Source organism: Methanocalculus sp. MC3 (assembly GCF_054767395.1).
Window position 1 is genome coordinate 573,010 of record NZ_BAABMP010000002.1, and the last position, 17,832, is coordinate 590,841.

Sequence of the window (17,832 nt, forward strand, 5' to 3'; positions counted from 1 at the left end):
ATCCGGCTCAACACCTTTTTTATGATCAGACGGGGTGGCGGTAGATGACAGCTGTTGCGTTATCTGTTGTGATATTCAGCACTTTCTGCATTAATCGGTGGAGAATATCGGCAGGATCAAGACGGAGCGATTCACAGACGAGAGCATCCTCATCAAGATATTCATAAAAGCCATCAGTTGCCAGCAGGAGTACATCACCCGGATGCAGGAGATCCATTGTCAGGGTAACGATAAAATCACCTCCGATACTCCGTGTGATATATGATCGAAGCGGATGATGCAGGATCTCACAGGGATCAAGAAGGCCCCGTTCAACCATATCCGAGACAAGTGAATGATCCCGTGTAACCGAGACAACCTGACCGGAGAGATGGTATGCACGTGAGTCACCTGTATTGGCAATGATGGCAACCCCCCGCCTGATTATGGCTGCAACAAGAGTGGTGCCCATCCCTTTCGCATCACCAACCGCAGCCTCTTTTACTGCGCAATCGGCAGCTGCAAAACCATCACGGAGGATCTGATGGCATTCGTCATTTCGAAGTCCTGCCGTGTATTTGTCAGATATGAAATCCTTCAGGGTCGATATGGCAAGTGACGAGGCCTTATCCCCGGCCCGCTGACCGCCGATGCCATCGGCCACCGCAATCAGGTACCCGGATGGAAGCGGGAGGATAGTGTATGAGTCCTCATTTACCGTTCTACCCCCCCGGCACGTGATTCCGGCGATCTCTCTTCCGACCGTAACCATCTGCCCGATCATATCGACATCCCTGCTATCTTAAAAAGCATTCAAATCTTTAGTACAGTTTAATCGCAGGCAAGGTTACTTCAATCTTTCTTATCAGATATGATAAGGGAGGCGTGAAGTACTGATTTCACAGCATCCATCCCATTATCAAGATACAGGGCGCCGATCAACGCCTCATAACATTCTGCAAGCACCCGGCCCGATGTCCAGATCTCCATCTGCCTCTCCCCCTTCCCCCAAAGGACATAATCGGAGAGATCAAGAGATTCAGCGGCATTTCTGAGCCTGAGCATATTCACGGCGTTTATCTTTTTATTCGTTATTGTGCCTTTATCAGAGTCACCCTGAAAAATAATTGCTTCAAGAACGGCCAGTTCAATCACCGCATCCCCAAGGACTGCGAGCGCATCCATATGAGCATCTGCATCGATTCCAGCCTCACGGGCATATGCCGATCTGGTCAGGGCACGGGTGAGAAGGGTGGGATTATGAAAATTGCAGCCGAGTGATTCTTCAAGGGATCTCATCTATCACCATAGAGATTGATCAGCCTGATCAGATCGGAAAAACCGGAGATTTCCATATCAAGCACACCGGCACGGGTCATCCCCATGCTCGTCTCGGCATCTGCGGTCAGGCATTCAGGCCCCCTGAGAACCCTGCGTGCGGTTCCATCTGCCGAAAGTATCGATTCAGCCTCGGGAAGGTGGACAAATGAGCGTCCGGGTATGATCACGGTATCGGCAAGGATGCTAAGATCGACCTTCCGGAGATCATCGGCAGTGATCAGGCAGGCAATCTCCTTGTCAACGGCGACGACATCGCCGCCGCCACAGCTCTGAAGAATGTCACGGATAAACGGAGCCGCAACGCTCCCGGTGATTACGCTTGCGGATCCGTGGATTCGTGGGAGTTTTGCAAGCAGATCAGATTCATTTCGGATCGCAAACGGAGATCCAAACTCAGGATCAAAGACCGGGGTACCGGATATCTTCATCGAACACGTCGATGCGACAGATCTGATCATCTCTGCAAACTCGTCCACCGTCTGGACAGGATGATCCGGTATAATGGGAGCATTCCCAAGAATAAGACCCTGCTCTGTTGCATTGGCAAACCGCATCAGGATATGCCCTTTTACCCCTCTCTCCTGAAGCCAGTGGCATGTCTCTTCCAGAACCGCCCCGTCATTGACACCGGGAAGAATAACTGATGCCGCATAGACATCAATCTCTTCCGCAAGCCGCTCAAGGATCGCAAGCGATGCCTCGGGTGTCGGATCATGCATATACTCCCTCCTCAGATCAGGATCAGATGCAAACACCGTAAACGAGATCTCGGAGAGGCCGGAATCTATCAGAAGATCTGCAATCCCCGGATCATCGAAACCCTTCCCGCTCGTATAGCCGATATGAAGGGGGGCTTCCAGACTGGCAAGAAGTTCGATGAGATCGATAAATTCAGGATAACAGCTTGGATCGCCGCCTCCGCTGATGGTAATCCGTGTGATCTCTCCCCTGACAGACTGAATATCTGCAAGGACGGAATCTGCCACCTCACGGAGTGGCTTGAAACCGGAGTACTCCTCTTTTACGCCGCGGCTGCAATAATCACATCCCTTGATAAAGGGGAGACAGTATCGGCAGCCAAATGGCGGGATCTCGCGTTTACCCGTATGCCTGAAGTAGCAGTACGAACAGAACCCACGGCAATCAAGTCCCGGGCGGCCGCCGATATCAACCGTCAGCTGAACCATTCAGTAGCGTTTGGTTCGGGAGGTAATAATTACTGCCGATTGCCGAGGATGAGACGTGAGAGCAGTCCCTGCCTGATCAGAATCGCCGCCGCCTCACAGGACTCATGACAGCAATAACACCGGATGCAGAGAGAAAGATTGATCTCTGCCCGCCTTTCACGAAGAGAGGCGGCATCTGCGGGGCAGATCCTGACGCATGCACCGCATCCTATACAGGCAGAGGGCACAACCACTGGATAGGGGAGAAGAAAACGGCCTTCTCTCTGGAAACGGGCAAGTAACTTCCTTGAGATCTTCATTAGAAGCCCTGCGGGGCGGGCGGTATCCGGCAGGCGGAACGCGGGGATCATGAGAGACGCCGGATCAGCACCAACAATAGCCGGCTCTCCATCAATCAGGCCACGCTCCTCTGCCACCCGAAGTGTAGGAACAATATCTATCGGAATCCCTATGATCCGGCAGGCAACAGAATCAAGTGCATGGGGGTTCCGTGATGCTAAAATCAGGCCGACGGGTACCGGTGTTCCCGAGAGAGGTCCGTTTCCCTCCATCCCGACAACAGCATCCATCAGGTGAAGAACCGGAACAACTGCACCATGCAGATCGATGAGCATCTCCGAAAAGGCATCTGCTTCAGGGAACCGTGAATGAAAAGCTGATTTTTCATGTCCCGGGACGACCCCGAAGAGGTTCTTCACCGCCCCGGTATAGGTCGTCAGAAGATGGGTTTTTGGTTTTGAGAGGGAGATGATCGCGTCAGCCTCAACTGCCGGGGTGATAATTAGAAACCGTTTCACCACCCTGCCCTCAGGAGAAGAGACAGTTGTATGCGATACATCCTCATTCAAACGGACACCCGCCATCGTTACCAGAGGAGCATAGCCTGATCGCTCATATGCCCTCTTCAGGGATGAAGGAGTATACCGGGTGCCGGCACCCGGACTGTCGCCGATGATAACCTGGCACCCGTGAGCGGTCAGAATACGGGCAACAGATCTGAGAACAGATGGATGTGTGGTGACTGCTTTTTCCGGATCTGCCCCTGTGAGGAGGTTGGGTTTGAGGAGAACAGTCATCCCCGGAGAGACAAACGAGCCGATACCGCCGAGATGATCGATCGCCTGCACCACCGCCGCATCCACCTCTGCTTCATCATAGGTGGAACAGAGAACAGATGAAACGGTTGCAGTCATAAAAAGAGAGTGTGAGAATTAGATATACCGGGGCTTCATCGAGAGGAGTTTCTGGGTATAAAGCGGCCTGAAGGGCATTCCTTTCGTCTCGGAACGGACTGCTACAATCAGGTCATCGACAGTGAGCTGCTCCTTATATGGCTTTTTGGGATCGGATTTGGAACGTATTGTTACGGTCAGTACACCTGATTCTTCCTCCTGATCCCCGACGACGACCACAAAAGGCACCCAGTCCATACCAGCCTCACGGATCTTCTTGCCGACAGACTCTTCCCGATCATCGAGATCAGTCCGGATATCCGCTCCATTTAATGCAGATACAACCTTCGCGGCAAAATCAATATTTCTGCTTGAGACGGGGAGGACACGAACCTGGGTCGGAGCAAGCCAGACCGGAAATGAGGACACCTTCATCTTTGCCGTTCCCTCCAGCATTGCACAGATCACCCGTTCTATAGATCCGGTTGGCGAACAGTGCAGGATCGGGGGATGGATAACATTTCCATCACGGTCAATATAGGAGATACCGAACCGATCTGCACTCTCGACATCAATCTGGACTGTCGGATTCTCAATAGGACGATCCTGGCTGTCGATTGCGGCAAGATCAATCTTTGCCACCCAGTAATGAACACGGTCAGAGAGGATCTCAACCAGGATCGGCCTGCCCGAGATCTTCGCAACCTTCTTTACCCATTCTGCATGCTCGGCATAAAAGTCCCGCGTGCACCGGAATGCAGCTTCGAGCGGCGTTCCGAGATCCTCACCGCTCTTCCATCCCATGAGAAGCTGTTCTTCAAAACAGGAGAGTGCATTCTCCATATCCTTTGTGAGGGTATGCATATCCGGCATGGTGAATGTGCGGAGCCGCTTTAAGCCGATCACCTCTCCCTTCTGCTCATGGCGGAATGAGTAGGTGGAGAGCTCGTACATCTTCATCGGGAGATTATTTGGAGAGATATGCATGTCATGCATAATCGAGAACATGCCGAAACAGGCGGCAAACCGAAGCATCATATTCCGGTTATTCGACTTGAAGCGATACTGCCGCTCACCAAATTTCCCTGCATGCTCAAAGATAGCAGGATCGCCGAGATCGTACATCACCGGTGTCTCAACCGGGGATCCGCCGTACTCAAGAACTGTCCTGAGGCAGTAATCTCCCAGAAGATCACGGATCAGCTTGCCCCTCGGCATCCACCTGAGATTGCCAACATCGGATTTTGCCTCGTAATCGACAAGCTCCTTCGCCCTCATCAGCTCCACGTGAACCGGATCTCCGCCTGTTGGAACAGCAGATCCAGTCTCCTTCTCGATTAAGCGGCTGAAATTTGAGCCATCGATAAAGTCGGCGACATCCTTCTTCTCGCCATCAGGAGTGAGAACAAACCATTCACGGGAGATTTCCTTCTTTGCCGGGGCATTCTCTGATCCTCCGGGAAGAAGGGTTCGGGAGAGTTCGGAGAGCGGGTGCCCCTTGCATGAGAGTTTGAATGATTTATACCACCCAAACGGAGCTCTCTTCACTTCAACGCTTCCCTTCAGCATCTCTTCAAGGGCTTTTAATGCCGCTACTGCCTGTTTCGGCTGCGCGAGATCATGTGAGAGATGGGCATAGGGGTAGATCATCACCCGGACTGAACCCACCTTCCCGGCAGTTGCCAGGATCTCATCTGCCGCCTGTCTGACGACATCCATGATATCCTCCTCATCGACCGACTCAACCGCACAGAATGCAGCAATAGCATCATTGAGGGAATCTTTATCGATTATTTCCTCTTCAGCCACTGCTGTTTTTTTCTGTGCCTCATACTCAATAAAATCCGAATGTATCAGAAGAAGCCGCATTATTAACCTTCCCAAATCCAGTACGTATGCGTATCAATCAGTTATATAACAATTCAGTCAGGCCGTTTGTTCCCGGCATACCGGGAGAGCGTTGCCTGCCGCTGATCCATATATTTGGCGTCGGGTTTTTTGTCATACGGGGTTGCCGCGCGTTCAGTTGTATAGAAAACCAGTTGTCCGATAGGCATTCCCGCATAGACCCTGACCGGCCTGACATTCACATTACACATCTCAAGTGTGATGGTGCCGCGGAACCCGGCATCGATCCAGCCCCCGGTCTGGTGCAGTTCAACGCCAAACCTGGCAATACTGCTCTTGCCTTCAATGGATGCCACAATATTGTCAGGAAGGCCGATCACCTCAAGGGTCTCGGCAAGTACGAACATCCCCGGCTGGATATCAAAATAATCGGCAAAAGTCTCCTCAGTCTCCAATTCTATGCTCTTTTTGTCATAGGGATCTATTACAGAATCTCCCGGACGATACCAGACAAAATGGTTGCCAAGCCGGATATCAAGGGAGTTTGGTTGAACCAGCTCGGGATTGTACGGGTCAATCAGAATATGCCCATGATTGATCCGATCGCTGATCTCCCAGTCAACAAGAATCATCACTCTTTTGTGGCACGTGATCAGACTTATCGCTTCCTTCTGGATTGTCAAGGTGCCACTCGGTTCTCCGTAAAAGACCATGAAGAGTACTCGCCTCGCGTGCAGTCAGCAGGGTTCTTCCGAGAATTCGCCTCACCAGAAGGAGTGTTGTTGCCCTTTTCTCAGAAGGGTGGGAGATCCGATCGAGGAACGAGCTGATATGGGAGAAGAGGTAATTCATCTCGAATCGCGATGCAAGCTGGTATTCGCCGCGGGGAAGATTCGCAAGCTCATAACAGATGATGCCAACTGCATGGGAGATATTGATGATCGGATAGATATCCGAAGTCGGAATCGTGCAGATGAGATCAGCCTGCGATATCTCCTCGTTATTCAGCCCCCAGTTCTCTCGTCCAAAAAGGATGGAGATCCTGCCATTGATCGGGGCGATGATATCACGGAGTTCGGCAGGAGAGTAAAACGGCATCCGCATCGGGTTTGTCACCGACTTTCCGAGTGTACCGGTGGTGGCGATGGTTACCGCACTCCGTTCAAAGACCTCCTCAAGCGTGATTCGTTCCGCAGATTCCAGCACGTCACGGGCATGTGAAGCGCGGGCTTTTGCCTCATTCCCGAGTTCACAGGGGTTGATGAGAACAAGGTTTGTGAAACCGAAGTTCTTCATTACCCGTGCTGCAAAACCGACATTACCCTCATATAGGGGTTCGACAAGGACGATATCAACCTCGGGCATCCTCTACCGGACCGCCCGGACCGTTGCCTTCAGCGCCTCGATCCCAGCCTCATACACGGCATTCCCAACAATGATGGTATCCGCATAACCGCTCATCTCGGCGGCACGTTCGGCACTGTTGATCCCGCCGCCATAGAAGACCCGGGCATCTGTGACTGCTTCAGAGACTGCTTGTACAACTGCCGGATCTCCATAGGTACCGGAATATTCGATATACACAACCGGGAACCGGAAGTATCGATCGGCAACGGCGGCATATGCAGCGACATCGGCAGGAGCGAGAGTGCAATCAGATCCGGTCACTTTCGCAACTGAAGAGGCGGGATTTAAGACGATATATGCCTCAGGGACAACCCGCGGCCAGTCAATTGGATAATCCCTGACCCAGCGCTCATGCTGGCCGACGATCCAGCGGGGATGGGATGCGTTCAGGACACTCGGTACAAAGACGAGATCCATCCCATCAAACCGTGCACCACCGGGTTCAGCCGGTTCAACAACGATCGGAAGGTTATAATCCCGAACACAATCGTACAGGACTGCCAGCTTCTCAGGAGTGACATCGAGTGTTCCTGAGAGCATGAGTGCATCGGTTCCGCTTGTCGCGACTGTTTCTATGGCATCCCTGTCAAGTGAGCGATCGGGATCCAGCTTTGTGATATGAACCCATTTTTTCCAGTTCATGGTTTTGCCGCCTGTTTTTTCAGTGTTGCCAGCACCTCGGGGGAGATGCCGGGGATTTGATCTCCTGCATCCAGAAGTGTTTTCCGATTGTAAATGCCAGCTGCTGCAAGTTTCTGAAGCGTTGCCTCACCGACTCCCGGCATCTCAAGGAGCTCTGCCTGTCCTTTCCGGAAAGTGGCATTGGTGATCTTCTCAGGATTTTTCAGGTTAAAATAGTCGCATACCAGTGATACATGTTTGATCACCGTCTCGATGGTGACCCCCGATGCAACCGCAATGCCGGCAGGATGTATCCGGGTAAAATCCTCAGGAGATGAGATACCGGCTGCCAGGTATTTCTTCAGGGATGCAGCAGGGATGCCCAACTCCCGCAGGACTCTGGTATCGCTCTCCATCTTTGCTTCTCTGATGAGTGTTTCAGCTTCTTCTGCGGAAACACCGGCTTTTTTCAGCAGGGTGGCATCAGCCCGGCCGAGTGCGGCGATATCACACACCCCTGCCTCGATGAGCATATTGGCAACTTTTGCCGGGCTTCTTCCTCTTCGAGGGGTAATATGGGAGCGGATGAACTTCTTCATCTCTGTCCTCCGCTTCAGAAGAGCGATTACCTCCTCTGCACCCTTCTGAATGGATGTTGCTTTCGAAGGGGATATTCCAAGAATATCTGCAAGAGCATCGGTATTTTTCCCAATGAGATCGATGATCGAATAGAGATGGTGGACATGCAATGAGGTGATCATCTCCTCACTACACCCGGAGATCATCCCAAGCGCCTCTTTATTGGAGGCAATATGGGAGCAGAGAGGGCAGCCGAGATCCCAAGGGCGGGCACCTTTCCTGACAAGGCTGATATGATGAAGGGAGTGGGAGGGGCAGATCTCTTTTGTCCTGACCGCACCACCCCAGGTTCCGGGTGGAAGGCTGATATTGAAGGTGCAGTCCGGGTAGTGCATGCAACCGATGAACTGGGATGAACCCATCTTGCGTATCCTGAGTGAATGGCCGCAGACCGGGCAGGGACCGACGATCGACTCCTCAACCGTCATCTCCATGATATCTTCCCCGATCATCTCCTGGTTTGCCTCAAGCTGGTTAAAGACGCAGTTGAGCATCTCCCGTGATTCGGCAAGTACATCTGAAGACTGTTTCTTTCCCACCTTGATCTGGTTCATATGATCTTCAAGCGATCGCGTCATCTCAGGCCGTGTGATGGTATCGGCGTGGTTTGAGAGTGTATCGGTCACAGCACGTCCGACAAGCGTTGGGCGCAGTGGATTGCCTTCGATATACTTTCGTCCGATGAGTTTCTGGATCACTTCATGCCTTGTACTCTTCGTTCCAAGGCCAAGTTCCTCCATCCGCTGGATCAGGCGGCTCTGGGTATAGCGTGCAGGAGGTTTTGTCTCTTTCTCATCGAGATTAACAGCGATTATCGGAAGGATCATCCCGGCAGCCAGCTCGGGGAGGATGAGCTCTTTTGCATCGGAGTAGGGGTAGATGCGTCGGTATCCCGGTACAACAAGCCTGCTGCCGGTTGTGGTATAGGGCTCGCTTCCCGCAGTCATGTTCACCTTCAGCGTCTTCCATTTCGCATCCGGGGAGAGGGTTGCAAAGAAGCGTCTGACAATAAACTCATAGAGCTTCCAGGAACCCTCACCAATCTTGTCAGGGCTTCCATAGCTTGTGGGGTGAATCGGCGGGTGATCGGTCGTCTCTTTCTTTCCACGGGTCGGGTGTGGCCGCATATTGGACAGCACCCATCTTCCATCTTCTGCAAAGACGCCATGCGAGAGATCCTGGACAATACCTTTCAGATTAAGGCTTTTCGAATAGACGGTATTGTCGGTTCTGGGATACGAGATGAATCCGTTCATGTAGAGATCTTCTGCAATACGCATCGCGTTTGCCGCCGAATAGCCAAGCCTCCCGGCAGCAACGATGAGTGTCGTCGTATCAAGCGGGGAAGGGGCTCGATCGTTCTTCTCCCCTTCTATAACCTCAGTGACGGTTAAAGGGGGGATGCTGCCACGAACAGCTGCTTCTGCATCGGCCTTCTCTTTGAATCTGCCATGAGTATGACGTGCTTCAATGGCAGATCCATTCTTTTCAGAATCAAGCCCGACCATCCAGTAGGTTTCCGGGACAAACGCCTCGATCTCCCGTTCCCTCTCAACGATCATCGCCAGTGTCGGGCTCTGCACACGGCCGACAGAGAGAATATTCATACCACCACGTTTTGCTGCGATGGAGATGAAACGGGTAAGGGATGCACCCCAGACCAGATCCACAATCTGCCGGGTCTCCCCGGCTGCGGCGAGGTGGAAATCCAGTGGTTGTGTCTCAGCAAATGCCCTCTGTATCTCTTCAGGCGTGATAGCGGAGAAGCGGGCACGATCAATCGAGACAGTCTTATTTACGGCACGGACAAGCTCATATGCCTCCTTACCGATGAGTTCGCCTTCAGTATCGTAGTCGGTGGCGATTGTAACGAGATCTGCTCTTTTAGCTGCCTTCTGGAGGATGGAGACGAGCTTCGCCTCAGTGGCCCTCTTGATGATCCCGGCTTCAATGAGTGATCTGGGAGGATGGGTTGCACTCCGCCAGTTATCATATCCGGGCTCAAAATCAACCTCAACAACATGGCCCCGCAGTCCCATGACTTTGGTATCCCCAAACTCATAGACAAAGACAGAGCCATCCTTTTTTGTGGAGAGCTTCCCTTTACCCGCAAGTATTTCGGCAATCCTCCTTGCGGCAATATTCTTCTCAGCTATTATCAGATGCACGGAAAACACAACCTCCAATCATTCCTTCAGAAGATCGGCGATTATTTTCGCGATCTCTTTTGGATCTGCACGCCCTCGTGTTGCCTTCATCACCTGGCCGACGAGGAAGTTGATCGCCCCCGCCTTTCCAGCCCGGTGATCGGCAACTGCCGCTTCATTTTCCCTGAGAACCGAGGCGACAGTATCAACAATTGAATCGCCTTTCTCCTTTGAAAGTCCAAGACGTGCGATAATCTCACCGGGCATCTCCGGCTGCTGTCCCTCCATTACCTGGTTCAGGATGAGCCTGAGAATCTCGACTGCCGATGTATCAGTGACTGATCCCTTCTTCACTTCCAGAAGGAGGGCGCCATAGTGGGGAACCGGCACCTTTGTCACAGGCATGTCACGATAATTCAGCTCACCGAGAAGAATATCCGCGGTCCATGGAGCGGCAATCTCCGGCATATCTGAGGCGATCTCCTCGAAGAATTCGGCAAGCTTCAGATCCCCGGTCAGGGTCCGGGCATGGTTTTGTGAGATCCCGTATTGCTGCACAAACCGATCCCGTCGTGCGTCAGGCAGCTCGGGGAGAGGGATTTCGTCAACCCATGAACTGACCTCAAGCGGGGCGAGATCGGGCTCGGGGAAGTACCGGTAATCATGCTCCATCTCCTTTGAACGGGCGGAGGTGGTGACACCCCGTGCCTCCTGGTAATGCCGTGTTTCGCGGACGATCTGAGCATTTCTCCGAATCATCCCTTTCTGCCGTGTTATCTCAAAGGTAAGGGCTTTCTCAACCCCTTTATAACTGGTGATATTCTTCACCTCGACCCGTTCATATCCCTTGATCGATATATTGGCATCGACCCTGAGTGAGCCCTCCCGTTCGGAATCATAAATTCCGAGGTACTCGAGTGTTGCCCGGAGTTTATTCAAAAACCTCCGCGCCTCTTTTGGAGAGGAGAGCTGGGGTTCCGTCACAATCTCGATTAGGGGAACACCGGACCTGTTGTAATCGACAAGAGTGTAGCGGCCGCGATCCCCGCTTCCTTTATGAACAAGCCGGCCGGGATCCTCCTCCATGTGGATCCGGGTAAGTTCAACCCTTTTCTCGCCGCCATTTTCTGCCTCGATATCGATATAGCCGCCAAGTGCGAGAGGTTTGTCATACTGGGTGATCTGGAATGCTTTTGGGAGATCCGGGTAGAAATAGTTCTTCCGTGCAAATTCAGAAAAAGCCGGAACCTTGCAGTGGAGGGCTTTTGCAACCTTCAGTGCATACAGAACCGCCTGTTTGTTCGTCACCGGCAGCGTTCCCGGCAGACCAAGGCAGATCGGGCAGACATGGGTATTTGGCCCGTCATCACGGTAATCGGTTGAACAGCCACAGAAGAGTTTCGTCTTCGTATTCAGCTGGCAGTGGATCTCAAGTCCGATGATGACAGTCATACTGAACCCTCCTCAAAGGCGAGTGCAGCCGAAAGAATCTCATCCTCTGACCTGTGTTTTCCGATCAGCTGGAGACCGACGGGGAGATTGTGGGCAGTGCCACAGGGAACTGATATCGCCGGGACACCTGCAAGGTTTGCCGGAACCGTCAGGATGTCAGCGAGGTACATCGATAGGGGATCACTCGTCTCTCCGAGGGGGAGAGCGACACAGGGCATTGTCGGGCCCGCAAGCATATCAACAGTCTCAAAAAGGCGGGCAAAATCATTCCGCACCATCTGCCGTGCGGCCTGTGCTTTTGCATAATACTTCCCCTGGTATCCGGCAGAGAGAGCAAAGCTGCCAAGCAGGATTCGCCGCCGAACCTCTTCGCCAAACCCGCTCTTCCGGATATGTGAGTATGCATCATGCCAGGAGCGGACGAAATCAGGTGCAGTGCCATACCTGACTCCGTCATACCTGCCAAGATTTGAGCTTGCCTCGCTCATCGAGGTGACATAGTATGCGGCGAGGGCATACTGCATGCTGGGCATGGAGCATGATATGATCTCAGCACCCAGTCCTTCAAGCCGGTCTATTCCCGACTGTACGGTTTTTGCAACCGCCGGATCGACCCCTTCTCCAAAAAATTCGGCAGGAACCCCGATCCGTTTCCCGGCAATCTCCGCTTTCAGCGGAGCAGGTGCAGGAAGATCCAGACTGGTCCCGTCGCGTGGATCATAACCGGCGATGACAGAATACAAAAGAGCGCAGTCCCTGACATTCCCTGCAAGCGGTCCGATCTGCTCCATGGAGTTTGCATAGGCTATCAGACCGTACCGGGATACCCGGCCATAGGTTGGCTTCAGGCCAACGATCCCACAGAAAGAGGCAGGACAGCGGATTGACCCCCCGGTATCGGTACCGAGTGCCATTTGTACCATTCCTGATGCAACAGCGGCAGCTGATCCACCTGATGAACCGCCGGGTGCCCGTGTCGGGTCGGCTGGATTGAGGGTAGGTCCAAATGCAGAGGATTCAGTGGTAGTGCCCATTCCAAACTCATCCATATTGGTTTTACCAACGATCGCAGCACCTGCTGAGCGGAGAAGGGTTATGACATGGGCATCGTAGGGTGGGATATAGCCTTTGAGGATATTTGAGCCGCAGGTGGTCTCAATTCCGGCTGTTGAGATATTGTCCTTGACGGCAACCGGAATGCCACTGAGAGGGCCTTCGCCATATTCAGCCTCACGGCAGATGGTGATGAAGGCATTGTGGGGATCAGGATTATCAAATGAGTATCGGGATCCCATCTCAGATCACCCTCGGGGCACGGATGAACCCATCTTCCGGATCGGTAGCATTCATCAGGACTTCATCATGTGAGAGGGAAGGTACAACCTCGTCATCCCGGAAGACATTCTTTCGCAGAGGGGCTGCATCACCTCCTATCGGAACAGAATCAAGTACATCAAAATAATCCAGTATTGCATTGAACTGGCCCGTAAAAAGGTCCAGTTCTGATTCATCAACGCCGATATCGGCGATTGTGGCGATATGTGCTACATCCTCTTTAGATACCATGCTCTGCCCTACCATCCTGAATATACTTCATGTACCCTTGTACGGCTCTTTTAAAACCTCTTTCCCGTGCATGATCCCTGATAACCTTCCAGACACCGCTGCCATACTGCATTGCTTTCTTCTCGTACCATGCGATATCCTGAGGCAGATATGCAGATGCTACCGATCGGAGAGGGAATTTTCGTATACCTGAGCTGATCATCTCACCAACCGGAATCCGATCTGCGGCGCGCACGACCCTGGTATCAAGATAGGGAAGCGAGATCCAGACAGAAAAAAGACCGGAAACCGCCTGATCCCGTGCCAGCTGTCTTGGGAGGTCTGCGATATCCGCAGTTCTGTCTGCTTTGAGATCAGAACTCTCAAGGTACCTTGTATACCCACAGAAGAGTTCATCAGCACCCTGCCCGGAGATGATCCGATCATATCCATAATCGGCAGCTGCTTCACAGAGGAAGAAGCCGGTTGCGGCAATCGAGGCATCAACCGGATTTATGGAAGGAAGGAGGGAGAGTATCTGCCGAAGAACAGGTTCCACGCGGGACGGATCGATCTCTCCTGTAATGAGGTCACACCCGATTGCAGCTGCCACCTCTTCTGCACGGTTGAGATCGTGCGATCCTGAGATCCCAACGGCAAGGCAGGGGCGATCTGCAAGAGCTGCGATGAGGGATGAGTCGACTCCTCCCGAGAGGGCAACAACACTCTTTTCACTGGTCCGGAGGGAAACAGCTTCCCTGATGGCATCTCCAAGCGGCATTGCGATCGGATCTGGCACAATGCGGCAGATGGTCTCGCCATTCTTCTGGAAGGTACCCGGGGGGGCGTTTCCAGTCACCACGCCAAGGGAATCACGGAGCCGGTATGCTCCGTACTCGATCGCAAACTCCCCACCAAAACCGCATACTCTCTCCGGCTCCTCTTCGAGAATGAACCGGATCTGATCGTCTGTCAGGAGGGCGCCTCCTTCTTCCACCCATCCACGGATTGATAGTAATGTATCCATTAAGGTTACTCCGGCATTCTGCTCCACATGATCATACTGGATTCCTGATAGCTCTTATCCACGATACACTGCCGCTTCGATCTCATCACGGACTGCGGATCGGATCATCCGTTCGATCGTCTTCTGATCAAATGGCAGTTCACTTTTTGACCGCAGCTCCCTGATGAGGGCGTCCATCACCCGGATCCCCTCGCTCAGGGAAGGGCCATAGGCGATTGCACATTCATAGGCATCGTCTGCAATCCTGACCACTCGTGACATGGATCTGAGATTGGAGCCGAGAGATGATATAAGTTACATATTGTAACATAGTGTTTGATCCAAAGTTACAAATTGTAACGCCATTGATAGAAGGTGTTTCATTTTGTAACTTACACGAACCCACTACACTATCTATTATTAGAAGGATGAACTCAACTACTTGCAGGATGAATCGGATCGTTTCACAAGCAGCAATGATTCTCATTGCCATCCTGCTGGCAGGAGGCATCTGGGTGGCCGCTTCCTCCGGGAACCTCGACCTGCTTTCTTTTATGCTCCTTGCCCTTATGCTCTACCTCTTCTGGATATGGAGGAGGCGGAATATCATCATTGATGAACGGCTGGTGGTGATCTATGAGAAGACAGCGGTCCGGACACTTGAGACTTCAGTGCTGCTCCTCCTCTTCTTCTCATTATTTATCCTCTTCACGGGGTACTATGCAGGTGCATCAAACATCCTGGTCTGGGGATATGCACTCATGCAGAATATCGTCCTGATCATGGCCATCTACCTTCTCTTCTGGCTGTATTATTCCAGAAAGTTTGGAGCATAAGAGATGAATAATACCATCAAGTTCCATCGGACCGCACACAACCTGACGCAGGAGGAGTTAGCTACCGCACTTGGCGTCACCAGGCAGACGATTCTGGCTATTGAAAAGGGGAAGTACGATCCATCACTTGAACTTGCATTTAAGATCAGCCGCTATTTTGGAGTATTGGTCGATGAGATCTTTGTGTATGATGAAGAAATGAAGCCGGATTGAACTGCTCACAATCCATAAATACAAAAATGTACAATATATTTTACATCAGGCAGGGTTCCTGCACCATACATGGAGAAGATAATGGAGATCTGTATCCGGCTTGAAGAGGTCAAACGAATCTATACGATGGAGGCTGGAGATGTTTACGCACTGAACGGCGTCACTCTCGATATCGGTGTTGGTGAATTTGTTGCAATAATGGGAGCGTCCGGGTCAGGGAAAACAACCCTTTTAAACCAGATCGGGTGCCTTGATCAGCCGACAAGCGGGGACCTGTTTATTGAAGGAAAGAATACCCGTGAACTCTCAGATTATGAGCTGACTGAGCTCCGCAGGGATGCAATCGGCTTCATCTTCCAGAAATTTAATTTGATCCCCCTCCTGACGGCATTTGAGAATGTCGAATATCCGCTTATCCTGAAGACTGGTGCACGGGATACAACCGGGAAACCAGCAGAACTCTTAAAACTCGTCGGCCTTGACGGAGGACACATCCACCACACCCCAAATCAGCTCTCAGGAGGCCAGCAGCAGCGTGTTGCGATTGCGAGGGCTCTGGCCAATGATCCACGGATTCTCCTCTGCGATGAACCGACAGGCAACCTCGACTCAAAGACCGGGCAACAGATTATGGATATTCTCACCAATCTGAACGGGCAGGGGAAGACAATCGTGATGGTCACTCATTCGGATGAGATTGCATCTTTTGCAGATCGGATCATCACCATCCGGGACGGGGTGATCCAGTGATTCACCTCGGAATGACATTTGAACTGGCAAAGAGAAATGTCAGGCTCCATCTCTTCAGATCAATTCTTGCAGCACTTGGGATCATCATCGGTGTTGTGGCGATCACCTCGATGGGCCTTCTCGGTGGTGCACTTGAACAGTCAGTATCTGATGAGCTGATGAATATGGGCAACTCAATTATCATCACCCCGGCAGGACCATCAGTCGGAGATCAAAAAGCGGGTATTGATGAGCGGGACATCAGGCAGATCAAGTTGATCGCGGGGAGGCACCCGACAATCGCCTTCTACAATACCTATGACCAGATCAAAGTCGGAGATAACCGGAGGTATGCTTCGGTGTACGGTGTTGATCCGGGAGAACTCCCGTCGACAACAACCCTGGTATCAGGAAGATATGTCTCGGGAACAGAAGGTGTGATGATCGGCCAGAGTCTGGCCCGACAGTACGATATCAAGGAAGGCAATTTTATCACAATCGGCATCGGAAGCCGTGAACAACGGGTGCGTGTTGTCGGAATCCTTGAAGATACCGGGTTCTCTGGCGGCATCCAGACCGATAATGCCATCATTGCATCTGATCGGTGGTATGAGTCAGAGTATGGGGGGAAAGGTAAATACGATCAGGTTGTCATCACCGTTGAAGATCTCGATGAGATCGACCGTATCAAGGATCAGATCGATGCCAGGCTGAACCGGCGTGAGGATATCGTCAATATTATGGATTTCAGGGCGATGATCTCATCCATCCAGGATGCAATCGGTCAGATATCACTCTTTGTCATGGCAATTGGCGGAATATCGCTTGTGGTTGCCGCAGTCAGTATCTTAAACGTGATGCTCATCTCTGTAAACGAGCGGATCAAGGAGATCGGGATTCTTAGGAGTATAGGCACCCAGAAGAGCGATATCAGCAAGATGTTCCTGTACGAAGCAACGATTCTTGGCCTGATCGGATCGGTCTGCGGAGGGGTGATGAGCCTCATCGGCGGCGGGCTTCTCATTCTGCTCATCATGCAGGATATCAAGTATCTGATGACATTCAACACCGTCTTCACAATATTCTATGGCATGTGCATCGGAACCGTCATCTGTATCGCGGCAGGGGTGTACCCGGCACACCGGGCAGCCCAGATGAACCCGATTGATGCGCTTTCGAATGATTAGATGAGTCGGGCGGTGTTATACCAATCCTTCTTGTATTCCACCCCTGACCACCATCCTCTCTTATCAACCCATATCACCAATAATCTTCGATGCTCAGCAGACAGACAGAAGAACAGATACAGGGGTTGCTGAACCGTTTTTGTGATCTCTACTCACAGAAGGATTGTGAGGGGATCCTCGCAATCACTGCTGTTGACATGATGGGATTTGGAACGGGTATGGATGAGATTGTCAGAAACCGGGAGGAGATGGAGAGGCAGCTCAGCCGCGATTTTGGGGAAGTGGAGAGCCTCGCTGTCAGGATGGCGAACTGCACCATAAAAGCTGAAGGGACGATCGCCTGGGTGATGGGGGATATCACCTTCACAGCAGATAAAAACGAGATCCCCTGCCGTATCACGATGGTACTCCGGGGCACCGGACACCGGTGGGAGATTGTGCAGATGCATATCTCGCAGCCAACTGCGGGTCAGGCAGAAGGAAGATCATTTCCGGCCTGATCTCAAAATTGCAGAAAAAGGAG

The 17,832-nt window shown here is 52.1% G+C and carries 19 protein-coding genes; 5 read left to right on the plus strand and 14 right to left on the minus strand.

Translation table 11 applies throughout. The features are described 5' to 3' along the window. Positions 1-25: 25 nt before the first annotated feature. The 14 genes from ACYUBO_RS06565 to ACYUBO_RS06630 form a co-directional block, all read right to left on the minus strand. Positions 26-763, minus strand: coding sequence for a PP2C family protein-serine/threonine phosphatase (locus ACYUBO_RS06565; protein WP_460373198.1), 738 nt, complete (start codon positions 761-763; stop codon positions 26-28). Positions 764-831: 68 nt separating this feature from the next. Further along, complete coding sequence (locus tag ACYUBO_RS06570) at positions 832-1,278, minus strand: ribonuclease III domain-containing protein (protein WP_300332463.1); 447 nt, start codon at positions 1,276-1,278, stop codon at positions 832-834. Next, on the minus strand, positions 1,275-2,507 hold the full coding sequence (gene mmp10 / locus ACYUBO_RS06575; protein WP_460373199.1) for a methyl coenzyme M reductase-arginine methyltransferase Mmp10: 1,233 nt from the start codon (positions 2,505-2,507) through the stop codon (positions 1,275-1,277). Before mmp10 ends, ACYUBO_RS06570 begins: the two co-directional genes overlap by 4 nt. A 29-nt stretch (positions 2,508-2,536) precedes the next feature. Then, positions 2,537-3,700: a DUF362 domain-containing protein gene (locus ACYUBO_RS06580; RefSeq protein ID WP_460373200.1), complete on the minus strand. Its 1,164-nt coding sequence runs from the start codon at positions 3,698-3,700 to the stop codon at positions 2,537-2,539. Between the two features lie 18 nt (positions 3,701-3,718). Then, the gene (locus ACYUBO_RS06585; RefSeq protein ID WP_460373201.1) at positions 3,719-5,548 is read right to left on the minus strand and encodes a threonine--tRNA ligase; all 1,830 of its coding nucleotides are present in this window, start codon (positions 5,546-5,548) and stop codon (positions 3,719-3,721) included. A gap of 53 nt (positions 5,549-5,601) precedes the next feature. Further along, positions 5,602-6,159 carry a dCTP deaminase gene (gene dcd, locus ACYUBO_RS06590; protein ID WP_460373202.1) on the minus strand — a complete coding sequence of 186 codons (558 nt, stop codon included), beginning with the start codon at positions 6,157-6,159 and terminating at the stop codon, positions 5,602-5,604. Continuing rightward, on the minus strand, positions 6,146-6,892 hold the full coding sequence (locus tag ACYUBO_RS06595) for an RNA methyltransferase (RefSeq protein ID WP_460373203.1): 747 nt from the start codon (positions 6,890-6,892) through the stop codon (positions 6,146-6,148). Before ACYUBO_RS06595 ends, dcd begins: the two co-directional genes overlap by 14 nt. Positions 6,893-6,895: 3 nt before the next feature. Continuing rightward, a complete protein-coding gene (locus ACYUBO_RS06600; RefSeq protein WP_460373204.1) occupies positions 6,896-7,576 on the minus strand; it encodes a phosphoglycerol geranylgeranyltransferase in 681 nt (226 codons plus the stop codon). Then, a complete protein-coding gene (locus ACYUBO_RS06605; protein WP_460373205.1) occupies positions 7,573-10,362 on the minus strand; it encodes a DNA topoisomerase I in 2,790 nt (929 codons plus the stop codon). Before ACYUBO_RS06605 ends, ACYUBO_RS06600 begins: the two co-directional genes overlap by 4 nt. Before the next feature lie 18 nt (positions 10,363-10,380). Then, positions 10,381-11,793 (minus strand): Asp-tRNA(Asn)/Glu-tRNA(Gln) amidotransferase subunit GatB, encoded by a 1,413-nt coding sequence (gene gatB, locus ACYUBO_RS06610; protein WP_460373206.1) that lies wholly within the window; start codon positions 11,791-11,793, stop codon positions 10,381-10,383. Further along, on the minus strand, positions 11,790-13,088 hold the full coding sequence (gatA, locus tag ACYUBO_RS06615; protein WP_460373207.1) for an Asp-tRNA(Asn)/Glu-tRNA(Gln) amidotransferase subunit GatA: 1,299 nt from the start codon (positions 13,086-13,088) through the stop codon (positions 11,790-11,792). The genes gatB and gatA overlap by 4 nt, the downstream gene beginning before the upstream one ends. A 1-nt stretch (position 13,089) precedes the next feature. After that, entirely contained in the window at positions 13,090-13,359 is a 270-nt protein-coding gene (gene gatC / locus ACYUBO_RS06620) for an Asp-tRNA(Asn)/Glu-tRNA(Gln) amidotransferase subunit GatC (RefSeq protein ID WP_300330305.1), read from the minus strand. Then, on the minus strand, positions 13,349-14,365 hold the full coding sequence (locus tag ACYUBO_RS06625; protein WP_460373208.1) for an asparagine synthase C-terminal domain-containing protein: 1,017 nt from the start codon (positions 14,363-14,365) through the stop codon (positions 13,349-13,351). The genes gatC and ACYUBO_RS06625 overlap by 11 nt, the downstream gene beginning before the upstream one ends. 54 nt (positions 14,366-14,419) lie before the next feature. Beyond that, the gene (locus tag ACYUBO_RS06630) at positions 14,420-14,626 is read right to left on the minus strand and encodes a hypothetical protein (RefSeq protein WP_460373209.1); all 207 of its coding nucleotides are present in this window, start codon (positions 14,624-14,626) and stop codon (positions 14,420-14,422) included. Between the two features lie 167 nt (positions 14,627-14,793). Here ACYUBO_RS06630 and ACYUBO_RS06635 point away from each other — a divergent pair, with 167 nt between their 5' ends. The 5 genes from ACYUBO_RS06635 (at position 14,794) to ACYUBO_RS06655 (ending at position 17,809) form a co-directional block, all read left to right on the plus strand. Then, positions 14,794-15,180: a DUF2178 domain-containing protein gene (locus ACYUBO_RS06635; RefSeq protein WP_460373210.1), complete on the plus strand. Its 387-nt coding sequence runs from the start codon at positions 14,794-14,796 to the stop codon at positions 15,178-15,180. Positions 15,181-15,183: 3 nt separating this feature from the next. Then, positions 15,184-15,393: a helix-turn-helix transcriptional regulator gene (locus tag ACYUBO_RS06640; protein ID WP_460373211.1), complete on the plus strand. Its 210-nt coding sequence runs from the start codon at positions 15,184-15,186 to the stop codon at positions 15,391-15,393. A 69-nt stretch (positions 15,394-15,462) separates the two neighbouring features. Beyond that, positions 15,463-16,143, plus strand: a complete 681-nt coding sequence (locus ACYUBO_RS06645) for an ABC transporter ATP-binding protein (protein ID WP_300334514.1) — start codon at positions 15,463-15,465, stop codon at positions 16,141-16,143. After that, entirely contained in the window at positions 16,140-17,309 is a 1,170-nt protein-coding gene (locus tag ACYUBO_RS06650) for an ABC transporter permease (protein WP_460373212.1), read from the plus strand. Before ACYUBO_RS06645 ends, ACYUBO_RS06650 begins: the two co-directional genes overlap by 4 nt. A gap of 89 nt (positions 17,310-17,398) precedes the next feature. Continuing rightward, positions 17,399-17,809: a nuclear transport factor 2 family protein gene (locus tag ACYUBO_RS06655; protein ID WP_460373213.1), complete on the plus strand. Its 411-nt coding sequence runs from the start codon at positions 17,399-17,401 to the stop codon at positions 17,807-17,809. Positions 17,810-17,832 lie beyond the last annotated feature (23 nt).